The following is a 22,007-nucleotide window of genomic DNA, read 5'->3' as shown; positions in this document are numbered from 1 at the left end:
GGTGCGTGTTCATGGTCGCTCTCGGTTCTGTGGGGGTGAGGTGCCGGTGACGGTGGGGGAGGGGGTCCGGTACGGGCCCTGCTCGGACGGTGCGGGAGGGGTGTCCGGTACGGGCCCTACTCGCGGTCGTCCGCCGTGCCGCTCCGCCGCCGCACGGCGACCAGGGTGATCACGAGCACCATCAGCGCGCCGACCCCGATGATGATCCACACGGCGGGTGACGGCCCGGCGTCCTGGTCCGGCGTGTCACCGGAAGCCGTCGGCTCCGCCGACCACCAGCTCCAGTAGCCGTCCTGGCCCCAGATGTTGCCGCCCGCCTCCGGCATCGTCTTGATCGACTTGATCTGGTCCGTCCGGTACGCCTCCACCGCGTTCGGGTACACCATCACGTTCATGAACCCGGTGTCGTACAGCCGCGACTGCATCCGCTTGACCAGGTCCACCCGCTTGGCCTTGTCGTACTCGACGGCCTGCTGGTTGTAGAGGTCGTCGAACTGCTTGTCGCAGATGAAGTTGTCGGTCTGCCCGGACGCGTCGGGAGTCGCGGGCAGCGCCGCGCAGGTGTGGATGGACAGGACGTAGTCGGGGTCGGGGTTGACCGAGTAGCCGTCGAAGGCGAGGTCGTACTCGCCGGCCAGCCAGCGGTCGGTGACGCTGTCCAGGCACTCGACCTTCAGCCCGATGCCCAACGCGCCCCACCACTCGGTGAGGTACTTGCCGACCGCCTTGTCGTTGGGGTCGGTGGCGTGGCACAGGATGCGGAGGTCGAGCGGCTTGCCGTCCTTGCCGAGGCGCTTGCCGTCCGCGTTCTTCTTGTACCCGGCGTCGTCCAGGGTCTTGGCGGCGGCGGCCGGGTCGTACGCGATCTGCTGCTCGGCGGACGGCTTCCAGTGGTAGTCGGCGAAGCGCGGCGGGATGTAGCCCTGGCCCTCCACCGCGTGCCCCTGGAAGACCTTGTCGACCAGGGCCTTGCGGTCGACGGACTGGAACAGGGCCTTGCGCACGGCCGGGTCGAGCAGCGCCGGGTTCCCGTCGCCGAACTTCTTCCCGGTCTTGTCGCGGGCGCCCGGGTTGGTCGCCAGCGCGAAGAAGCGGCGGCCCGGCGCGTCGTTGACCTTGATGTTCGACTCGGACTTCAGGGAGGCGGCCTGCGCGGGGGTCAGGCCCTGCACGAAGCCGACCTCGCCCCGGCGCAGTGCGGCGACGGCCGCGTCACCGTCCTTGTAGTACTTCAGCGTCAGCTCGTCGAACTTCGGCGCGCCCCGCCAGAAGCTCTTGTTGGCCTTCAGCTTCACGTACTGGTCGGGCTTGTAGTCCGTGACGATGTACGGGCCGTTCCCGACGATCGGGAACTGCTTGTCGTTGTTGAACTTCGAGAGGTCGCCGACCTTCTCCCACACGTGTTTGGGCACGATCGGCACGTCCAGCGCCGTCATCGTGGCCTGCGGCTTCTTCAGCTCCACGACCAGGGTCTTCGGGTCGGGGGCGGTGACCTTCTTGAAGTTGGCGGTGAAGCTGCCGTTCGCGGAGGCGGCACCCTCGTCCGTCATCATCTTGTTGAAGGTCCACGCGGCGTCCTCGGCGGTCGCCCGCTTCCCGTCCGACCACGTCGAGTTGTCGCGGATCGTGTACGTCCACGTCAGCTTGTCCGGCGAGGACTTCCAGGCGGTGGCCAGCGCCGGGATCGTGTGGGCGTCCTTGACGTCGTAGTTCGTCAGGTACTCGTACACGAGCCGGTGAATGCTCGTACTGACGAGCTTGGTGGCCAGGAACGGGCTGAGCGAGTCCACGCTCTGCGCGACGGCGATGGTGAGGGTCCGGTCGGCGGCCTTGGCCTGCGTCTGCGCCTTCGGTTGGGCCTGGGGCTGGGCTGCCGCCGCCGGGGCCAGTGGGGTCGCGGCCGTGGCCAGCAGGGCGAAGACGGCGGCCCCGGCCGCCGCGAGGCGACGGGCGGCCAGGGGGCGGGCGGGGTGCGGAGGTGGGGAGTGGGGGGTGGTGCCGGTCGTGGTGCCCTGAGTGTCCATGGAGGGAGCCCTCGCGTCGTCACGTGCGCGTCACTTGCTGGTACGGGTGCTGGTCCGGGTGCCGGTACGTGCCCGGGTGGCGGTGGATCTTGGGTCGGCGGAGTGGTGTGGCGCAGGTCTACCAGCGGCGTTCAGGACGTGTCAACGGCCTGTCTACGGTGTGTCAATTGCCGTGTGGGCTGCGGGAATAGGCCATCGGGCGGTGCGGATCCACCGGGTCGCGGACAAGCGGAGGGCCCGCAGCGCGGCCGTGGTGCGACCGTACTGCGGGCCCTTATTGGTCTAGACCCTTGACGCCCTACTGCTGAGGGGCCGAAGGCGGCTGCGGGGGCCACCCGGGGCCGCTCTCCGGGGAGTCGGACTGCGGCTGCTCACCGGGGGCGGGCGCCTGCCCCGGCAGGGGTTGGGGGAGGGGCTGACCCGGCGCCGGGAACTGGCCCTGTCCGGCATACGGGGGGAGGGGCTGCGCGCCGGGGTGTCCGGGCTGGCCGGGCTGGCCGGGCTGCCCCGGCTGCGCGGGCTGCTGGCCGGGCAGGGGCTGCGCGCCCGGCTGCGGCTGTCCCGGTGCGGCGAACTGCTGCTGCGGCTGCGGGAATTGACCCTGCGGTACGGGTGCCTGGGCGCCCGGCGCGGGGGGCTGCTGCCAGCCGCCGGGGGACTGGGGCTGCTGCCACGGCTGGGCGGGCTGCGGCGGGACCTGCTGGCCGGGCAGGGGCTGCGGGGCCTGCTGGTCCGGGGCGAACTGGCCGTACATCGGCGGCTGTTGACCGGGCTGGAGGCCTTGCGGGGGCTGCGGAGCCTGCGGGTGCTGACCCGGCTGCTCGCCCGGGACGGCCTGGGGCTGGGGCTGGGGCTGCTGCCAGTGCTGCCCCGGCTGCGGCTGCCCGGGCTGCCCGGGCTGGACGGCGTACGGCTGCTGGTACGCACCCGGCACCTGACCCTGACCCTGCCCCGGAACCTGCTGTCCCGGCATCGGCGGCGCCAGGTGCGGCGGCGGGTTTCCGTCCGCCGTCCACAGCCCCTGCGCCTGCTGTGCCCGTACGAAGTCCTCGGCGACCAGCGACGACAGGTGGAAGTACGCGTCCCGCGTCTTGGGCCGCATCATGTCGAGGTCGACCTCGGCACCGGCCGCGAGGTGCTCGTCGAACGGCACCACGACCACACCCCGGCAGCGCTGCTCGAAGTGCTGCACGATGTCGTCGACCTTGACCATCTTGCCGGTCTCGCGCACCCCGGAGATGACGGTCAGCGAACGCTGCACCAGCTCCGCGTACCCGTGCGCCGACAGCCAGTCCAGCGTCGTCGACGCACTGCTCGCACCGTCCACGGACGGCGTCGAGACGATGATCAACTGGTCGGCCAGGTCCAGGACTCCGCGCATCGCGCTGTAGAGCAGACCGGTGCCGGAGTCGGTCAGGATGATCGGGTACTGCTTGCCCAGCACGTCGATCGCGCGCCGGTAGTCCTCGTCGTTGAAGGCCGTGGAGACCGCCGGGTCGACGTCGTTGGCGATGATCTCCAGGCCGGAGGGGGCCTGCGAGGTGAACCGCCGGATGTCCATGTAGCTGTTGAGGTACGGGATCGCCTGGACGAGGTCGCGGATGGTCGCCCCGGTCTCGCGGCGCACGCGGCGGCCGAGCGTACCGGCGTCCGGGTTGGCGTCGATGGCGAGGATCTTGTCCTGCCGCTCGGTGGCGAGGGTCGCGCCCAGCGCGGTGGTCGTGGTCGTCTTGCCCACGCCGCCCTTGAGGGAGATCACCGCGATGCGGTAGCAGGAGAGCACCGGGGTGCGGATCAGCTCCAGCTTGCGCAGCCGCTCGGCCTCCTCCTTCTTCCCGCCGAACTTGAAGCGGGACCCGGCGGAGGGGTTGCGGCTGCTCTTGGGCTTCTGCTTGTTGTTGCGCAGGAGCCGCTCGGAGGACAGCTCGACGGCGGCGGTGTACCCGAGGGGCGCACCGGGGTTCCCGGCCTGCCGCGGGTCGGGCGCGACAGGCCAGGCGGCACCGGTCCGGGGATCGACGGGGGCCTGGGGCTGGGCGGCCTGCGGGGCCGGGGCCGGGGGCTGGGCCTGTGCCGGGACCGCCTCGGGCTGCGGGAACCCGTACCCGCCCTGGGCGGGGGTGGCGGGCCCCGGCTGCGGGAAGCCGTATCCGCCGGGTGCCTCGGGGGCACTGGGCGCGGGGCCCGCCTGCACGGCGAACGGCGGCTGGGGCCCGCTCGGCGCGGGCGGCTGCGGGGCTTCCGGTGCGGGCGGGGGTACGGACCCGGGCGCGCTGGGTGCGCCGGCCTCGGCCGGGGCGGTGCCGGGGTGCGGGAATCCGTAACTACCCTGCGGGGCTTCGGGGGTGCTGGGGTGTGCGGGCGGCGGTACGGGGCCGGGGGCACCGGGGGTGCTGGCTTCCGCCGGGGTGGTCGCGGCCGGGGCGGCGCCGGGGTGCGGGAATCCGTAACCACCGCCCTGCGGGGCGGGAGCCCCCGGCTGCGGGAACCCGTATCCGCCCACCTGGGCACCCGGCGCCTGCGGGAACGGCGTCGGCCCCTCGCCCGGCACCCCCTGCGGAGGCTGCGTGCCGAACGGCAGCTCGGCGAGCCCGCCCTGCGGCGGCAGTGCGGCGGAGGGCTGCGGTGCACCCGGCACCGGGGGCTGCGGCGCGGGGAACCCGCCCTGCTGCGGCGCACCCGCATCGGCGGCCTCGGGCTGCGGGTACCCGTAACCCGCCTGCTGCGGCACCGCCGCGTCCTCCGGGAAGCCGGACGACACCTGGGCCCGCTGCCCCGACATCTCGCTCGACGGCGCGGGCGTCGGCCAGGCGGACGACGACGGGGCCGGAGCGGGCGCGGGCCACTGCGGGGCGGTGGTGGGCGCCGCGGGCCGGAAGGCCGGCGGAAGCGGCGGCAGGCTGCTGCCCTGCGCGGGGGCGGGCGGGGTCCAGGTCGGAAGGGCGGGACCACCGGAGGGCGGAGTGTCCTGCGGCTCGTCAGCGGAGGCGGCGGCGGAGTCGGCGGCGGAGGTGGAGGCGGAGGCGGAGGCGGAGGCGGAGGTGGGAACGGCGTCGGTGATCCCGTCCTCCGGAACATCCGAGGCCTCCGGCACGTCCGGCCCGTTCGGCGTGCCCGTCCCGGCTTCCCCGGCCACGGCCTCCGGCGCATCGTCCTCGGCCTCGTACTCCTTGTCGCGCCCGGCGTCATCCGTACCGGCGTCGTCGGAGAGGAAGCCGTGCGGAACGGAATCGCGCGGGGCGTCGTCGTCCTCGTCGGCGAAGGAGCTCGGCACGGAGTCGCGCGGCTCCTCGGCACCGGAGTCGGCATCGCCCTCGGGCTCCGAACCGGGCGACGACGCCTCACTCAAGCCGACGTGGTCGGGCTGACCGTCAACGTCCGCTTCACCCACGGAAGTTGACCCATCGGCCCTGGCCGGATCATCGGCCCCGGCACCGGACCCGTCCTCCGCGGCCTTCTCCGCCTCCTCGGCGGGCGCCAGCTCGGAGAGTTCACGCTTGAGGGCGGCGGGCGAGAAGCGCATGGTCGCACCACTCTCCAGATCCCCGCCCCCGAAGGCCTCGGCCGCCGCACCCGCACCCGCGTCCGCACTCGACGCATCCGCATCAGCATTCGCCGAGCCCGAGCCCGAGCCCGAGCCCGAGCCCGAGCCCGTGCCCGAGCCCGAGTCCACGTCCGAGCCCGCGTTCTGCGTGTACCAGGCGGGCGGGGTGTAGTCGATGGTGAACTCGCCCGTCCGGTCGGCCCGGTCGGCCTCCGCGTCGGGCGACTCCTCGACGGGCGGGCTGACGGGCACGTTCCAGCCCTCGCGGATCTCGTCCCGCTCGCTGTTCACATTGCCTCCTGCTGTGGTCGAGCACCCTGGTGCCGTGCGTGGTGGGTGGGGTGACCGCTTCCGTCGTCCGATCCGCTCGGCGCTTCCCCGTGTCCTGCGTCGTACGGGCGCACGGCCTGTCCGCGGCCCGCTCCGCGCGTACGGAACGCATGCGGAACGGGTGCGCCTGCCGGGCCCGTGCGTCAGCCTAGTCGTCGCCCCTGTCCGTACGGCAGGCCCGCTCACCCCACAAACCGCACCCCTGAAGCCACTTGGCGCCCACAAGTGACCCGACGACGCCACACCGTGACCACCAAAACGGTCACAACTCGACATCTCCCTACGGAAGGTGACCCACCCCCGCGCGCCCCGTGCCCCTTCCCAACAATCAGGTGTCGACCCCTGTGGCATGCGTCATGACGCAGCGCCGCACCCTTCCCCGTACATGTCCCCGTGCATGCCCCACGCCGACGGGGCGGCCCCGAATCCACGGATGCCGCCCCGCCCCTCCACGCACCCACCGGCTACGTCAGGTCGAACTCCCCGTCCCGCGCCCCCAGGACGAAGGCCGTCCACTCGGCCTCGGTGTACCGCAGCACCGTCTCGGGGTCCGTGGACGAACGCATCGCGACCGCGCCGCCGGGCAGGTACGCGATCTCCACCCGCTCCTCGGCATCCTCGGTGCCGGGCGCGCCGAGCCACTCCACATCCGAAATGTCGAGGGCGTAGAGCTCGTCCTTCTCCTGCTGAGTTCCCATTCCGGTGTCCCCTTCGTCACTTCCACTCGACTCAACCGACGCCCTCCCGGACGCCGTTGCCAAGCCCATGGTGCCCGATGGTCGGGAGGGGGATTGCGCCAATGACCGGTTCGTGCAAGGGCATGTACGGGGAGGGGCGGGCGCGAGGACGACCCTGCACCTCCTCAACCCCCGTTCCCCGCAGGGTCCATCCGGCGGGGCGGCCCGAGCAGGGCGGCCTCCGGCTGGTCCGCGGCGGTCGTCACCCACTGGTGTTCGGCCTCCTCGGCACACCACAGGGTGACCCCGTCGGGCAGCCCCGGCAGGGCCTCGCGCTCCGCCGGGGAGAGCACCAGCAGACGCCCCAGGCGGTCCGCCTCCTGCGGCGACACCCGCTGCACCCCCACGAGCCCCGCATGCCGTACGAGACCGGGGGCCACCGGACTCAGGTACGGCAGCAGCGTCAGCACCGACTGCCAGGGCGCGGGCACCACCCGTCCCCGCGGCGGCCGCATCCCACAGTCCCGTACGACCAGGGCCGGACGCCCCTCACCCGCCGCCGGAGCCGGAACCCGCCCCACGCCGCACACCTCCGCGCCGACCGCCCCGGCGACCTGCGCCCACAGCCCGGCCCGCGCCGTCTCGACCACGACCCGCACCCCGCCCCGCGCGGCCCGCAGCGCCAGCACCTGCGCCGTCCACACACCGCCGATCAGCACCACGTCGTACGGAACGGGCCGATGCACCCCGAGCAACAGCGCCCGCCCGTGCGCGTCGACCCCGACGGGCACGCCGTCACCGCCGACGGGCACGCCGTCACCCGCGACCGTCACGCCGTCACCCCCGACGGGCACGCCTGCACCCGCGACCGTCACGCCGTCACCCGCGACCGGCAACCCCCTGCCCTCACCCCGCAGGCCCTCACCCCGCCGGTCCCCGCCCGGCCCACCCCGCCGCGCCCCGAACAGGCCCCTCACCGCGCACCCCCGAGCGGCAGCGTGGCCAGCAGCCCGGGAAACTGCGCCCGGTCCATCCGTACGAGACGCACCCCCGCCGTCCGCGCCGCACGCCCCAACTCGCCCCGTACGCGCTCCAGTTCCGCCTCCCCCGCACAGGTCACCCGGAGGTGCCCCGCCGCACCCGTCGTGCCCCGCGCCCCGCGATGCCGGAGCGTGAGGCTCACGGTGGCCGTGGCACCCCCGGGCAGCGCGGCGACCAGCCCGGCGGCGTCACGCGGGTCGCCCCCGACCTCGTACACGGTGTGCAGCAACCCCTCGGCCCGCCAGGCCCGCAAGGACTCCTCACCCGCCACCACGAACCCTCCCGCCCCGGGGTCCACACCCGCCCCCGCCGCCCCCAGCGCCGAGTCCAGCCCAGCCCGGTCCAGCACCGACGCCCGCAGCCCACGCACGCCCGTCAACCGGCTCGCCACCTGGTCGGCCGCCCGCACCAGACACCGCTGCGCCCCGCCGAACCCGCCCCCGCGCGCGGCCACCGCCCCGGGGCAGAGCTCCGGCTCCAGCCGCAGCGCGACCCACGTGGACCGCACCACGGGCGCACCCCCGCCCACGGGCGTACCCCGCACCTGCTGGACGACCTGCACCGACGCCAGGACGACGTCGTCCACCTCCAACGCCCCCGCGAGCACCTCCCACGGCAGTTCCGCCGCCCCGCCCACCGGACGCAGCCCCGTACCGGCGGCCTCGACCCGTACCACCGCCGCCAGGAACGTCCCGTCGCCGACCATCCCGACACCCCGCGCCCCCTCGCCCCCGCGCCGCCTCTCGTACGCGTACGAGCCGAGCCCCGCCGCCCCACAAGTGGAATCCCCGCGCCGCCGCCGGGCCCGGAACCGTGCCGCCTCCGCCGCCCACCCGTACGCGCTCCGCCCGCCCCGCCGCACGACGACCAGCGCCAGCCCCGCCGCTCCGGCCGCGATCCCCGGCACCGTCCACGCGGGACCGCCCGCGACGCCCGCCGCAGCCACTGCGACGGCGCATTCGCAGAGCGCCAACTCCCGTACCCCGAAAGACCTGTTGAGCCCGCGCACTCTTGTCCCCATCGCCGTACCGACTCCTGCGGCCGTAACCCCCGCTTCCGTACGGGAGTTGACGGAGCGTTCACCCTATCCGAGCTGTGCGTGACCGAATTCACGGTCGTCCGGCGACGGGGGAGGGGTCCGAAAGCGGCGACCGGGGGAGAGTGGCGGCGGTCCGATGGCATCACGACGGGACGAACTCAACGCGTACGTCTTCGCGAAGCGGAGGCTGGTCGCACAGTTCCTCCACCCCACGGGGAACGGCTCGGAGGAGGGCGCTCCCCGCCCCCTGCGGGCCATCCTGCCGGGGGTGCTGGCGGGGGCGGTGGGGCTGGCGGGGTTCGGGGCGTGGGGAATGCTGCGACCGGCGGCACCGCCGGAGTGGGACAAGGCGTACGCGAACGTCATCGTCGCGAACCCGTCCACGACCCGCTATGTGGTGCTCCGGACGAAGGGGGTGGAGAGGCTGCATCCGGTGCTGAACATGGCGTCGGCGCGGCTGCTGGTGAACGCGAACCACGACGGCGAGGCGTCCGTCATCCGGGTCGCCGACTCCGTCATCGACGACCCGAAGGTCGTGCGCGGCCCGACCGTCGGCATCCCGTACGCCCCGGACCGCCTGCCGTCCCGGAGGGAAGCCGTCGCCGCCAAGCGTTGGATCGTCTGCGACCGCCCGCAGTCCGGTGGCAGGGACGTGCAGACGGCGGTCTTCGTCTTCGCGGCGAAGGAGGGGATGGGCAGCCAACAGCGGCTGCCCGACGGGAAGTTCCTGTATGTGCGCAGCACGGGGAGGGACGGCAAGCACTACCTGGTGGACGCGGCCGGGACCTCGTACGAGATCAGGACCGCCGACGCCCTTCTGGTGCGACTGCTCGTCGGTACCGAGGCACCCCACCAGGTCTCGGAGGAGTGGCTCAAGACGCTCCACCAGGGGCCGCCCCTCGCGATGCCCGAGGTGCCGGGAGCGAACAGCGTGTCCCACGCGCCGGGACTGCGGCCGGAACACAACCGGGTGGGCACCCTCCTGAGCGGGCCCGAGGGAAGCCGCACGCAACGCTACGTCGTCCTGCGCGACCGGGTCGCACGGGTCACGGAGTTCGTCGCCATGCTCCTGCGCGGCAGCGGGAAGCTGCCGCCGCCCCCGCCCGGTGAGGACTCGCCCACGGTGCACGGCCTCACACCGGGGGCCGACTTCGTACCCCCGGGATCCGGCCGGTGGCCCCGCCACGCCTCCACCGCACGGGCCACGTTCGGCACCGCTTGCTCCGTACTGCGCTCGGTCAACCGTTCCACCGGAGAGACGACCCTCGACATCTGGTCCGGCCGCGACTTCCCGCACCCTCTCCCCAGCACCAGCCCCTCCTACGTCACGCCCGGCTCCGGCCACCTCTTCCGCCAGTTCACCGGCCACCGCACGGACGTCGGCCCGGTGTTCCTGGCCACCGATGCGGGCTTCCGGCACACGATCCAGACCAAGGGCATCGCCGAACCCGGCGACGCGGGCTACCGCGACGGCCCCGACCCGGCGGCGGACATGCGGGCGCCGAAGACCGCGATGGACCTCCTCGGCTACTCCGGCGCGCCCTACGCCCCCATCCCGGAAGCCTGGTCCTCCCTCCTGCCGACCGGCCCCCGCCTGTCGACCGGCGCGGCGGTGCAGGTGCAGGGCTCATGAGCGGCACCCCGGACACGTACCGCGGGCCCGATACGTACCGCCAGGCCGATACGTACCGCAGACCCGACACCTATCGCCGCACAGCCCGCCGCTGCGCCGCCACGCTCGCCCTGGCGGTGCTCTGCCTGCCCTCCGCCCAGGCGCGCGGCCAGTCGGAAACCCCGGCCGACCCGGGCCCGTGCACCTTCGGCGGGAAGCCGTACGGCGGCCGCCCCTGGCCCCTGCAACGGCTCCAGCTGAACGAGATCTGGGCCATGTCGAAGACCCGGGGAAAGGGAATCCGTATCGCCGTCATCGACTCCGGAGTCGATACCCGGAACCCGCAGCTCAGAGACGCAGTCGCCGCCTCCCTGGGCACCGTCGTCGCATCGGACGGAGTCACGCGCGAGGGCAAGCGCGACGGCACTCACGACGAGGTCGGCCACGGCACCAAGGTCGCCGGAATCATCGCCGCCCGCCCCCACCCGGACACGGGATTCGTCGGCCTGGCACCCGAGGCCACGATCATCCCGATCGACCAGAACGACGCGGAGGGCAGGGGGACTCCGCAGTCCCTGGGCAAGGCCATCGACCACGCCAGGAATCACCGCGCCCACATCATCAACATCTCCCAGGACACGTCCGACACCACGGACCCTCCCGGCCTGAGGCAGGCAGTGCAACGCGCCCTCGCCGAGGGCATCATCGTGATCGCCTCGGCAGGCAACAACGGCACCGACGGCCAGGCGAAACCCACCTACCCCGCCTCCTACGACGGCGTCCTCGCCGTCGCCGCCTCCGACCGCGACAACGAACGCGCCTACTTCTCCCAGACCGGCGCCTTCGTCGACATCGCCGCCCCCGGCACCGACATCGTCTCCACCGTCCCGGGCGGCGGCCACTGCACCGACAGCGGCACGAGCTTCTCCGCCCCCTACATCGCCGGACTCGCCGCCCTCATCAAGGGCAAGCACAGCAAGTGGACCCGCGACGAGATCGTCACCCAGATCCAGCAGACCGCCGAACGTTCCGCCCCGGGCCCCGACCCCCTCCTCGGCTGGGGCGTCGCCGACCCCCTGCGCGCCCTGACGGACGACGCCCACCCCCGCAGCCACCCGGTCGCCGAGCGTCCGCCCCGCGCGCAGACGCCCGATCCGCTGCACACCCCCACCGGGGAGACACCGCAGGAACGGACCGTACGACTGTCGGTGTACGTCCTGACCGCCACCGCGGTATCCCTCGCCGCCCTGACGGGCACGGCCGTGGCGGTACGGGACGCGAGGCGTCGCAGAAGGCGGACGCCCCAGCACCCGGAAACCTGACGCCACCCGCCGAACGGCAGTCGCATTGCGCCCCGCACCACCGCCGCCCGCCACCGGTCCCGCCCCCCAACAACCGGCCCTGACCAGCCACTTGACCGTATCCGGCCCCCCGGTCCGATGGCACGCTCAACCGATCAACACCCAATCCCCACTCACCCACCCCACTCACCTATCCACCCCACTCAGAAGGGAGCCCCGTGCGAGACGGAGACCGCACCCCCGCACCGACCGCACCGGCCGCCCCCACCGCTCCGGGCGGCGACCTGGCCCGGGGCGCGGACGCGCTGCGCCGCTTCCGCGCCCGCGTGCACACGATGCTCGCCGCGTTCGAGGACGGTCCGGCGGGCCCGGGCAAGCTGGCGGCCCACCGCCTCACCCGCGCCGACCTGGGCGCACCGCACACCCCGTTCCCGGAGGCGGACGACCTCCACGCGCAGTACCGGCGCGTACACCTGGGCCTGGTGAAGCTCTCCCGCTCCCTCACCGAGCAGATCGAGTGCCTGTCGATCGCGGTGCACGGCGCGGAGGTCGGCTTCGACAACCTGGAGGAGGACCAACGCCACCGCTTCTGGTCGATCCATTCCCGTACGGAACCGCACACGGAGCGGGGACGGCATCGGGAGCTGGACCGGGAACTGGACCGGGAACGGCGGGCCGACGCATGACGGGCAGCTTCGAGAACCACCCCCTGAACACCATGATCGCTCTGGTCGAGGCCGCGAACCCACGGGCGGTGCAGGGCGCGGCCGAGGCGCTGGCGGGGGTGCGCGAGGCCTTCGTGGAGGCGGCGGTCGAACTGCGCCGCCGCCTGGACGGGGTGGACTGGAAGGGCGAGGCGGAGACGGAATTCCGCCGCTTCGGCCGCCGTCTGGCCGACCACGCGGACGACCTGGGCGCGTACTCGGGCATCGTCGCCGGTCAACTGGAGCAGGCTGCGGGAGGTTTGACGTCGGTACGGAACTCCATGCCGCCCCGCAGTGCGTCACCGGGCGGCGGCCTGCCCGGCGGACCGGCCGAGCCGCACCGCCAGGAGGCCCTGAACCAGCTCAACAGGCTGGCCTCCTTCTACGCGGTGTCGGGCTCGACCCTGGCGTCGACGGAACCGCCCGCCTTCGACGCCGCACTGCGGGCGGGGGTGCCGAGACCGGCCGCCGCGTCGTCGGGCGGGGGAGGTGCGGGACGTACCGTACGCACGGTACGCACGGCAGGCGACGCCCCCGCCGCACTGGCCGACCCGTCCGGAACGACGCTGCCGGGCCCCCGCCCCGTACTCCAGGAACCCACCCCCGCCTCCTGGCACGAGGCCACTGCCCACCCCCAGACCGACCTCCCCCTCCGCGACCTGTCGTCCCACCCCGCAACCTCGCCTGCGCAGCACGCCACCACTTCCGTGGAGCACCCACCGCCCACCACCATGGAGCTCAACAGCCTGTCCCCGGGGACTCAGCCCGCCCCGCCGCCACCCGCCACATCCGCACAACCCCAGGCCCCCACGCCCGCCCCTGCTCCGGCACTGCCTGCCCCCGGGACGATCTCCGGCGGAATCGCCGTCCCCCTACCACCCCGCGCGACGTCCACCACGTACGGAGCCCCCTCACTCACCCCTTCCCCCGGCACACCCGGCACACCCGCCACACCCGGCTCCACGATCGGACGCACCGGAACCGCCTCCCCCACCCCGCTCCCACGCCCCCTTGCGGGCATCCCGGGAGTAATGGGCGGCACCCCCACCCGGACGCCATCCGCAACCCCCCGCCCCGCTTTCACCCAGGGCGGCACGGGCCTGATCCGCCCCCACCCCCAGCCGGGCGCCGCCGCTTCCCGCAAGGGCCGCCGCACCGCACCCCCGTCCCGGGCCACGGAAGCCCCCGAAACCTGGACCCCGGCCCACCCCCCGACCACCCCCGCCGTCATCCCCCCACCACCCAACCCCCGTTCCCACCCCCACCACTGAGGAGGAGACCCCACCCATGGCAGTCCAGAAGGTCAACGGAGTCGCGCTGGCGCAGCTCCAGGCGGAGCTCAACCAGCACTTCCAGAGCGTGAAGGGCCAACTCCGGGCGCTGCACGCCACGATCGACGCCCTGGAAGGCCAGTGGAAGGGAATCGGAGCAGGCGCCTTCAACACCAAGCAGGCGCAGATCAACCAGAACATGGTCCGCATCGGCAAGCTCCTCCTCACCTTCCAGGAGGCGATCGAGGCGGCCCGCACGATCTCGGGCAACACGGAGGACGACGTCCTCGCCGCGATGCGCGGAATCGACGTGGCCCAGGGCTACCAGGGCGGCGGCACCCCGTCCCCGGCCACACCCCCTTCCTCCTTCTCCCGCTACTGACCCCACGACCCCACCCCTAGGAGCTGAGCCCCATGTCCCCCAACGACGGCACCATGCTGGTCACTTACGCGGCCCTGGACGACGCGGCACGCACGATCAAGGCTCAGGCGGACCGCCTCGACCAGAGCCTCGAAGCCATCAAGACCAAGATCTCCGCCGTCTCCGAACTCTGGGCCGGCGACGCCCGCGAGGCCTACAACATGGCCCAGGCCCAATGGGACCGTGAGGCCAAGGCCATCCACACCTCGCTCCTCCAGATCTCCCGCGCAGTCCACAACGCCGCCCCCGCCTACCGCGAGGGCGACCGCCGAGCCGCCCAAAACTTCATGTAACCCCCACTTCCCCCCGCGGCCCCCACCCCTTCACCACCGGGGGCCGCCCCTACACCCCCCGCCCCCCATTGCACTCCCGCGACCTCCCGACGGCCCGCGCGTACTCCACGGTGAGCCGCTTCATCGCCGCTTCGTCGGCGGGTGCCGGAGGGGACGAGTAGACGATTACCACCAACTGCATCTGGGTCGCCCGGTACTGCGTCGCAGGTCTCGCACAGGAGACTTTGTGCGCCCCGCCGCGCTCGCCGTACAGGAACGCTCCGTCCTGCGACAGGTTGGACCCGAGATCAACGCCGTCCCCGACAGCATGAGCAGCCGACGTGATCGGAGCCTCCCGCCCCCACCACTCGGAAGCCACCGCCAAGACCTGCTCCCCGTCCACCCGCACCCGACAACGCTGCCACCCGGCCACGCCAGTCTTCACTGCCTGCACGGAGACCTTCTCCCCTGCGGGCATCAGCGGCTCGAGAGCCGCAGCAGGCACATCAGCACCACAGAGGCCGTTCGGCATTGCGTAACTTCTGAGTTCCTCCTTGACGCCCGACGTGCACGACAAAAGTGCGGCGCACAGAGAAAGCGCAAGCCATGCCGGGCGGGTGAAGTTTTTTCGTTGACGGTGATGCATTTGTGCAGGCCTGCCTTACGGGGTGATCTCAGTTGTCAGGTCATCGGCCGTTCCGGAAACGTTGGCATGGGCGCTACTGAAACCCCGCGAAACGCCTCTCGATGCCCAGTCCGGTGCGATTTCTGCATCCCGTGGTGGGAGGTATTTCTCGGCGGCAGCGCGAGCGGTCTCCTGGGCGAGGTTTCCAGTGTGGTTCCTGCTGTCGACCCAAATTGAACCCGACTCGCGACCGGCGGACTTCAGCTCCTCCGGCTCGAATTGCTGACCCACGTACTCGATCACCACGCCTGTGAGGGCGGCAGCTCCGCCGCCCGCAGCCGCCCCACCGATCGGCGAAGCGATGAACGTCGCTCCGGCTCCGATGGCAGTGCCGACGACCCCGGATGCTGCTGCCTTGCCGATTCCCAAAGCATCGTTGTAGTCCTTGTCGCTCTCGCGAGCCGGACCGAGTACCGATTCTTGGCGGCCCTTGGCCAAAATTCCGCTGATCTCGCCCGTACTGCTGGAGATTTCCTCGACCGTCGTCGCGGGTGGGTGTGGGTACCGGAGTTCCGATGGGGTTCCCGGATTTAGGTGGTAATCCATCAGACTGCCCATGTACACCTTGTGCCCGTACTGCATTTGCGTGTAGCCCTCGGGTGTCTGGCCGAGATTGAGCAGGAACCTGGTGACATCATCACGCTTTGGGCTCGCAGCCACCCCCAGCACGGGATAGAGCTTCTCCGCATTGCCCAGTGATCCGTCGGTCAGCGTTCTGCTCATGTCCGGTAGGTATTCGACGGCGGCCCTACCGATGCTGTCCGCCATGTAGGGGCGGTCGGTCAGCCGCTTTCCGTCGTCCGCGACTGAGTGAACCAATTGCTGCATGAGGCTTGCTTCAGCCGCTGTGTGGGTGATGAATCGATCCCCCAGAGGCTCACCCACCCCCCTCCCCGTCACCCCCGCCTCCACCGCACACGCCATGAAGTCCGGCCCCGCGAAGCTCTCCGACCCGTCGGAGTGACGCGTCACCGGCCAGTCCCGCTCGTTGAACAGGTACTGGAAGTTGCTCAGCTCCGCCTTCCCCTTCTCCTCATCACCCCCGACCCAGAACTCGTGATCCTCCCCCTTCGTCACGAACGACCCGTTGAAGAACTCCGTCGCCGCCTCCGGACTCTTCGACAGCGCCTGCATGAACCCCGTCATCGGGTCGTGCCCCGCATCCGTCCCGCTGCGGTTCAGCGGCAGCGAGTCCTCCCAGATGTCCTCCGCCGACGCGCGCCCGTTCTCCCCGAGTTCCTTCTCCACGCGGATCAGCTCCGCCCCGTACCCCTTCAGGAACTCGTTGTCGTACTGACCCCACCGCATCAGATTGCTCATCACCTGGAAGCCCAGCGCCTCCCTCCGCCCCGCCTCGATCGGCACATCGCCGAGGGCGATCACGTCCCGCTCCCACGCCCGCATCTGCGGACTGTCCGACCGGGTCGCCTCCGCCAGCGTCAGCCCCAGGTACTTCTGCAACTCGTGGTCGTCCTCGAAGCGCGCCCGGTCCGCCCAGAAATCCAGCGCACCCCGCGCGCCCACCCCCACCGCGAGCCGCTCCGCGAACAGGGGGTCCCCGGCGTACCTCTTCAGCCCGGCCCGCAGCGCCTCCAGCTCCTCCGGCCCAGCCCCCCGACCCTTGCGCAGGATCGTCGCCATCGCGTCCGCCTGCCGCAGCGCCCCCGCCGCCGCGTCCCGGTCCCGGTACGCCGCACCCGACGAGAAGCCCCGTTCCGCCTGCGCGACCAGCGCCCGCAGCACCCGGTCCGCCGTCGTGTCGCTCTCCGTCGCCGCGTTGAGGATGCGCTGCACCTCGTCCCGCAGCGACGCACTCTCCCGCGCCTCGGCCTTCTCCCGTGCCGCCCGCTGCGCCTCGGTCTCACCCGCCCTGCACGGCGCGTTCGCCAGCACCTTGAAGCCGCCCCCGGCAACCCCCACCACCCGCAGGTGCTTCGCCTCACCCCGCTCGATGGCCTTCCTCAACTCGCCCCGTTGACGCACGAGTTCGTCCCTCGTGTCGCGCAGTACGTTGTGGATGCTCGTCGCCTGCGTGCGCGCGTCCCCGAACTCCCCGGCGGTCTTGCGTACGAACTCCCGCGTGACCTGCGCCGTTTCCCCCGCCCACCGCGCCCGCTCGGCCCGCCCCCGCAGTCCGTCCCCGGCGTCCTGCTCCAGCACCTTCAACCGCCCGATCACGAGCGCCCACTCCCGCACCGCCGCGTCCAGCGCGGCGAAGTTCCCGTGCCGCAGCGCCTCCAGCCTCACCGGCGTCGCTCCGTCTGCTCGTCGAAGGCGGCGTCGAGCTGCGCGACGCCGCTGATGGTGCGCACCACGTGGTGCTCATCGCTCCGGTGGATCTTCAACGCGGCGTCGAGACCGTTCGAGATGTGCCCGCACGCGTCCGCCAGCGACCGCACCTGCTGCCCCCACCGCTCCTGCACCCGCTGCAACGCACCCCCGAGCGCGAACTCCTGCCCGGTCAGGTCCCGTGCCGCCGCCACCGTCGCCGCGATCGGCCCGCGCCCCTCCTTCCCGACCCGCTGGTGCAACCGGAACGCCTGCTCCCCGATCGCGGCCAGCGCCTTCGGGTCGTACTCCAGGTCCTTCCCCCGGCCCCCGCCCGCCACCGAGTTCAGCCGCATCCGCCCGCCGCCGCTCACCCCACCGGCCCCGCCGCCCGCGACCTCACCCTTGATCCGCTCCCACTCGTCCCACACCATCAGCGCCCCTCCGCCTCCCTCCGGTCCGCAGGCCCCACCCGGCCCTCCTGCTCCACCCACCCCGTCTGCACCAACGACGCCCCCCTCCGCCGGGACACCGCCACCCCGCGCCCCACCGGCAGCGCCCTCGGCCGTACGCCCCCGAACACCTCTCCCTCACCCGGGTCGCCCGACAGCACCACCCCCTGCGCCCCCAGCTCCACCATCCGCTGCACGAAGGGTTCGTACGCCGCCCTGCTCGCCCCCGCCGTGTTCCGCGCCAGCACGAACCGCACCCCCACGTCCCGCGCGAACGGCAGCAGCTCCACCAGTGGGGCCAGCGGATTGCCGCTCGACGTCGACACCAGGTCGTAGTCGTCCACCACCACGAACACCGTCGGCCCCTCCCACCAGCTCCGCTCCCTCAGCTCCCGCGCCGTCACGTCCGCCGCCGGGGCCCGCCGCCGCATCAGCTCGGCCAGCGCCTCCACGTGGTGGTCCATGGAGTGCGACATCGGCACGTACTCGGCGAGATGCGACGGGGGAGTGGCGTCGAGCAGCCCGCGCCGGTTGTCGATGACGAAGAACTTGCAGTCGTCCCCCGCGTACCGCTCGCTCACCTGCCCGATCAGCAACCGCAGCAGATTCGTCTTCCCCGACTCGCCCTCCCCGAAGACCAGGAAGAACGGGTCCCGCTCGAAGTCCGCGAACACCGGCTCCAACCGGTCCTCGTCCACCCCGAACGCCACCCCCTCCCCACTGCGGGGAAGCTCCCGCGCAGGCAGCTCCCTCGGCAACAGCCGTACGGCAGGCGCCTCTGCCGTGCCCGCCCACCGCTCCCGCACCTCGCGTACGAACGCCGCCGTGGCCTCCGCGAGACCCTCCGCCGAACCCACCCCGTCGCAGCGCGGCACCGCCCCCATGAAGTGCAGCCTCTCCGGGGTCAGCCCGCGCCCCGGCACCCCGGCCGGCACCTGGGCGGCGGCCTTCCGGTCCAGCTCGGAGTCCATGACGTCGCCGAGCCGCAGCTCCAGCCGGTTCATCAGGAGGTCCTTGAGCTGGGCCCGTACCTCCATCGACCGCGACGCGGTCACCACGACGTGCACCCCGTACCCGAGCCCCCGCGCCGCGATGTCGACGACGACCGGCTCCAACGCCTCGTACTCCGTACGGAAGTTCCCCCACCCGTCCACAACCAGGAAGACGTCCCCCCACGGCTGCGCCGCCGCGACCCCCTCCCCGCGCGCCCGCAGCGCCCGGTACGTCGCCACCGAGTCGATGCCCGCCGCCCGGAACAGCTCCTCCCGGTCCGCCAGCACCCCGTGCACCTCGGCGACGGTCCGCCGCACCCGCTCGGGGTCGAGCCGCGAGGCCACACCTCCGACGTGCGGCAGCCCGGCGACGGCCGACAGCCCGCCCCCGCCGAAGTCCAGTCCGTAGAACTGCACGTCCCGCGGCGCGTGCGTCCACGCGAACGCCGCCACCAGCGTCCGCAGCAACGTCGACTTCCCCGACTGCGGCCCGCCGACGATCTGCATGTGCCCACCGGCACCCGAGAAGTCCCGCACCAGCACGTCCCGCCGCTGTTCGTACGGCTTGTCCACGTACCCCAGCGGCACACTCAGCGCTCCCGAGGCGCCCAGGTCCAGTCCGTCCAGCGCGGGCGGACAGTCCAACGGCGGCAACCACACCCGGTGCGCCGCGGGCCCCTGCCCCTCCAGCCGCCGCACCACCACGTCCAGCACGGAGTCACCCAGCGCCTCGTCCTGGCCGGCCTCGGTGTCGGTGTCGGTGCCGTCGTCCTCGGGGGAGCGGGTGGGGGAGGGGACCATGCCGGACGCGGACGCGGACGCGGACCCGGCGTCCGGGGCGGCAGCGGCACAGGCACCAGCGCCCGCCCCGGCCTCCCCACCCCCTTCAGCCGCCTCCACCCACTCCGCCGCCTCCACCCACCCCGCCGTGAACCGCACCGGCCCCCGCCGCACCCCGCCCCCGACCCCCGCACCCGCGTCCCCCGCACCCGCCCCGCTCCGGTACGGCCCCGACACGTACGCGGCCTTGAACCGCACCAGCTCGTCCGTCCCGTGCTTGAGATATCCCGACCCCGGCACATTCGGCAGCTGATACGCGTCCGGCACCCCGAGCGCCGCCCGCGACTCCGCCGCCGAGAAGGTCCGCAGGCCCACCCGGTACGACAGATACGTCTCCAGCCCCCGCAGCCGCCCCTCCTCCAAGCGCTGCGACGCCAGCAGCAGATGCACCCCCAACGACCGCCCGATCCGCCCGATCTGCACGAACATCTCGATGAAGTCCGGCATCGCCGTCAGCAGCTCGCTGAACTCGTCGATCACCAGCACCAGCGACGGAATCGGCGCCAACGGCACCCCGCCCGCCCTCGCCCCCGCCCCCCGCGCCCGCTCGTAGTCGTGCACGTTCGCGTAGTTCCCGGCATCCCGCAGCAGCTCCTGCCGCCGGTTCAGCTCACCCCGGATCGCATCGCCCATCCGGTCAACCAGCGACAGATCATCAGCCAGATTGGTGATCACCGCCGCCACGTGCGGCAACCGCGCCATCCCCGCGAACGTCGCCCCGCCCTTGAAGTCCGCCAGCACGAAGTTCAAGGTCTCCGACGAATGTGTGACCGCCAGCCCCAGCACCAGCGTCCGCAGCAGCTCCGACTTCCCCGACCCGGTCGCCCCGACACACAGCCCGTGCGGCCCCATGCCCTCCTGCGCCGCCTCCTTCAGATCCAGGAGTACGGGAGCACCGTCCTGCCCGACCCCGATCGGCACCCGCAACCGGTCCGCCCGGGGCCGCGGCCGCCACGCCCGCGCGACCTCCACCTCCCCGGCGTCCCCCAGCTCCAGCAGATCCGTGAACTCCAGCTCCGCCAGCAGCGGTTCACCCTCGTCCACGCCGACCGGCGCCCGCAGCGGCGCGAGCTGCCGGGCCAGCGCCTCCGCCGCCGCGAGCGCCAGAGCGTCCGGCACGCCCTCGTACGCGACCGCACCCCGGTCCCGACCCGACTCCAGCCGCAGCGTTCCCTCCCGTACCACCACGGACAGCGCACCCCGCGCGTCGTCGTCCCCCAGCTCCCCGGGCACGACCTCGACCACGGTCACCCCCTGCAGCCCGTCCGCCGCGGCCAGCGCACACCCCGGGCCAACCGTCACTCCATCGAGTAAGACCACGACGTGCGGCCGCTCGGTCAGCGGCGCCCCGTCCGTCCGGAACCGGGGCCGCCCCTCCAGCACCCCGCCGAGCAGCTCCTCCAGCTCCCGCACCCCACCGGCCACCAGCCTCCGGCACCCGGCCCCGTCCTCCGCGACCCCCGCGTCCCGCACCTGCGCGTGCGGCAGCCACTTCACCCAGTCCCACTCCTGCGCGGCCCGCTCGCCCGCCGCGACCGCGACCACCAGGTCCGCGGGGGAGTGCAACGCCGTCAACTGCCCCACCACGGCCCGTACTTCACTCCGTACACACTCCTCCTCCCCGCTCACCGTCACGTGGTAGAAGGCCCGCAGCGACACGGCCATCGGCAGCTCGTCGACCGTGCTGTGCACCGCGAGGAACCGGCGCAACGCCCCCGCCGTCAACGGCTCCAGCTCATCGACCGGCGCCGTCTCCGGAGCCACCAGCGGAGCGGCCAGCTCCTGACTCCCCAACCCCACTCTCACCTGTACGAAGTCGGGGTCGCCCACCCGCCGCTCCCACACCCGGCTGCCCTCGGCCACCAGCGCCCACAACTGCTCCGGCGCCGGATGCACGAACAACTGGACGTCCCGCTGCACCCGCGCGATCTTCCGCACGGCCCGCCGCACCTGCGCGAGGTGCTTCAGGTAATCGCGTCGCAGGTCACCCAACTGCCCCCGATTACCCCGTCGATGACGCACCATCATCGCCACCGCCATGGCCACGGTGGACGCGATCATCAGCCCACCCATCACCATCATGATCTTCTGCTTGCCGAGGAACAGGAAGACCACCGACCCACCCATCCCGACCAGCGGCAGGAGCTGCATCAGCACGCCCTCCTGCTGCCCACGCGGCAACTCGGGCGGCGGCTGCACCTGCACCTGCTCGGCCGGGGGGACGGGCGGCATCACCCGAGGCGGACGCTTCACAACAACCTGACCCACGATCCCCAATTCCCTTACCGAACAGGCGTGTTACCCCAAAACACCCCTCACCGGCCGCGGATCCTACTGCCCCCCACCCCTCCCGCTTCCCCCTCAACCCCCGCGGGCTCCATGCCCGCAACCGCCTTCCCGGGCGACGGACCCGCCCCCCCCGCCTTCCCCCTGAGCCCCCTTCCCCCTGAGCCCCCTTGGGCCTGAGCCCCCTTGGGCGGCGAGGCCGCCCAGCGCCTGCTCCCTAGCCCTCCCGGGCGACGGGCCCGCCCCCC

The 22,007-nt window shown here is 72.7% G+C and carries 14 protein-coding genes; 6 read left to right on the top strand and 8 right to left on the bottom strand.

All coding sequences use genetic code 11. From position 1 onward, the window contains the following. Nucleotides 1-116: 116 nt before the first annotated feature. The 5 genes from ACIO3O_RS16455 to eccE all read right to left on the bottom strand — a co-directional run bounded on the left by ACIO3O_RS16455 (nucleotide 117) and on the right by eccE (nucleotide 8,637). Nucleotides 117-2,024 carry an ABC transporter substrate-binding protein gene (locus tag ACIO3O_RS16455; protein WP_401745970.1) on the bottom strand — a complete coding sequence of 636 codons (1,908 nt, stop codon included), beginning with the start codon at nucleotides 2,022-2,024 and terminating at the stop codon, nucleotides 117-119. Nucleotides 2,025-2,322: 298 nt separating this feature from the next. After that, complete coding sequence (locus tag ACIO3O_RS16450) at nucleotides 2,323-5,859, bottom strand: SCO5717 family growth-regulating ATPase (RefSeq protein WP_401745967.1); 3,537 nt, start codon at nucleotides 5,857-5,859, stop codon at nucleotides 2,323-2,325. 503 nt (nucleotides 5,860-6,362) lie between these two features. Continuing rightward, nucleotides 6,363-6,596, bottom strand: a complete 234-nt coding sequence (locus tag ACIO3O_RS16445) for a DUF397 domain-containing protein (protein ID WP_401745964.1) — start codon at nucleotides 6,594-6,596, stop codon at nucleotides 6,363-6,365. 164 nt (nucleotides 6,597-6,760) lie between these two features. Further along, nucleotides 6,761-7,408: a hypothetical protein gene (locus ACIO3O_RS16440; protein ID WP_401745962.1), complete on the bottom strand. Its 648-nt coding sequence runs from the start codon at nucleotides 7,406-7,408 to the stop codon at nucleotides 6,761-6,763. Nucleotides 7,409-7,548: 140 nt separating this feature from the next. Next, nucleotides 7,549-8,637, bottom strand: coding sequence for a type VII secretion protein EccE (gene eccE, locus ACIO3O_RS16435; RefSeq protein ID WP_401745960.1), 1,089 nt, complete (start codon nucleotides 8,635-8,637; stop codon nucleotides 7,549-7,551). A 154-nt stretch (nucleotides 8,638-8,791) separates the two neighbouring features. On the opposite strand from eccE, the gene eccB reads away from it, so the two are divergent. The 6 genes from eccB to ACIO3O_RS16405 all read left to right on the top strand — a co-directional run bounded on the left by eccB (nucleotide 8,792) and on the right by ACIO3O_RS16405 (nucleotide 14,257). Continuing rightward, the gene (gene eccB, locus ACIO3O_RS16430) at nucleotides 8,792-10,288 is read left to right on the top strand and encodes a type VII secretion protein EccB (RefSeq protein ID WP_401745958.1); all 1,497 of its coding nucleotides are present in this window, start codon (nucleotides 8,792-8,794) and stop codon (nucleotides 10,286-10,288) included. Beyond that, complete coding sequence (mycP, locus tag ACIO3O_RS16425; RefSeq protein ID WP_401745955.1) at nucleotides 10,285-11,589, top strand: type VII secretion-associated serine protease mycosin; 1,305 nt, start codon at nucleotides 10,285-10,287, stop codon at nucleotides 11,587-11,589. Before eccB ends, mycP begins: the two co-directional genes overlap by 4 nt. 197 nt (nucleotides 11,590-11,786) lie before the next feature. Then, a complete protein-coding gene (locus ACIO3O_RS16420) occupies nucleotides 11,787-12,254 on the top strand; it encodes a hypothetical protein (protein WP_401745952.1) in 468 nt (155 codons plus the stop codon). Further along, nucleotides 12,251-13,543 carry a hypothetical protein gene (locus tag ACIO3O_RS16415; protein WP_401745949.1) on the top strand — a complete coding sequence of 431 codons (1,293 nt, stop codon included), beginning with the start codon at nucleotides 12,251-12,253 and terminating at the stop codon, nucleotides 13,541-13,543. Before ACIO3O_RS16420 ends, ACIO3O_RS16415 begins: the two co-directional genes overlap by 4 nt. Nucleotides 13,544-13,559: 16 nt before the next feature. Further along, nucleotides 13,560-13,925, top strand: a complete 366-nt coding sequence (locus tag ACIO3O_RS16410) for a WXG100 family type VII secretion target (protein WP_401745947.1) — start codon at nucleotides 13,560-13,562, stop codon at nucleotides 13,923-13,925. Between the two features lie 32 nt (nucleotides 13,926-13,957). Beyond that, nucleotides 13,958-14,257, top strand: a complete 300-nt coding sequence (locus tag ACIO3O_RS16405) for a WXG100 family type VII secretion target (RefSeq protein WP_401745945.1) — start codon at nucleotides 13,958-13,960, stop codon at nucleotides 14,255-14,257. Nucleotides 14,258-14,897: 640 nt separating this feature from the next. Here the strand turns inward: ACIO3O_RS16405 and ACIO3O_RS16400 are convergent. The 3 genes from ACIO3O_RS16400 to eccCa are packed head-to-tail and all read right to left on the bottom strand — an operon-like array spanning nucleotide 14,898 to nucleotide 21,741. Next, entirely contained in the window at nucleotides 14,898-17,168 is a 2,271-nt protein-coding gene (locus ACIO3O_RS16400) for a hypothetical protein (RefSeq protein WP_401745944.1), read from the bottom strand. Further along, nucleotides 17,165-17,623, bottom strand: a complete 459-nt coding sequence (locus tag ACIO3O_RS16395; protein WP_401745941.1) for a hypothetical protein — start codon at nucleotides 17,621-17,623, stop codon at nucleotides 17,165-17,167. The genes ACIO3O_RS16400 and ACIO3O_RS16395 overlap by 4 nt, the downstream gene beginning before the upstream one ends. Beyond that, a complete protein-coding gene (gene eccCa / locus ACIO3O_RS16390) occupies nucleotides 17,623-21,741 on the bottom strand; it encodes a type VII secretion protein EccCa (RefSeq protein WP_401745940.1) in 4,119 nt (1,372 codons plus the stop codon). The genes ACIO3O_RS16395 and eccCa overlap by 1 nt, the downstream gene beginning before the upstream one ends. Nucleotides 21,742-22,007: the final 266 nt, after the last annotated feature.

This window comes from Streptomyces sp. NPDC087440 (genome assembly GCF_044744005.1).
Lineage (GTDB): Bacteria > Actinomycetota > Actinomycetes > Streptomycetales > Streptomycetaceae > Streptomyces.
Note: the sequence above shows the minus strand (reverse complement) of the source record. Positions and strands in the feature narration are given on the sequence as shown.

What these genes read in the sequence shown, in the direction of transcription:
- ACIO3O_RS16455 (WP_401745970.1), bottom strand. Translation starts at nt 2,024, where the DNA reads ATGGACACTCAGGGCACCACGACCGGCACCACCCCCCACTCCCCACCT.
- ACIO3O_RS16445 (WP_401745964.1), bottom strand. Translation starts at nt 6,596, where the DNA reads ATGGGAACTCAGCAGGAGAAGGACGAGCTCTACGCCCTCGACATTTCG.
- eccE (WP_401745960.1), bottom strand. Translation starts at nt 8,637, where the DNA reads ATGGGGACAAGAGTGCGCGGGCTCAACAGGTCTTTCGGGGTACGGGAG.
- eccB (WP_401745958.1), top strand. Translation starts at nt 8,792, where the DNA reads ATGGCATCACGACGGGACGAACTCAACGCGTACGTCTTCGCGAAGCGG.
- mycP (WP_401745955.1), top strand. Translation starts at nt 10,285, where the DNA reads ATGAGCGGCACCCCGGACACGTACCGCGGGCCCGATACGTACCGCCAG.
- ACIO3O_RS16415 (WP_401745949.1), top strand. Translation starts at nt 12,251, where the DNA reads ATGACGGGCAGCTTCGAGAACCACCCCCTGAACACCATGATCGCTCTG.
- ACIO3O_RS16410 (WP_401745947.1), top strand. Translation starts at nt 13,560, where the DNA reads ATGGCAGTCCAGAAGGTCAACGGAGTCGCGCTGGCGCAGCTCCAGGCG.
- ACIO3O_RS16405 (WP_401745945.1), top strand. Translation starts at nt 13,958, where the DNA reads ATGTCCCCCAACGACGGCACCATGCTGGTCACTTACGCGGCCCTGGAC.
- ACIO3O_RS16395 (WP_401745941.1), bottom strand. Translation starts at nt 17,623, where the DNA reads ATGGTGTGGGACGAGTGGGAGCGGATCAAGGGTGAGGTCGCGGGCGGC.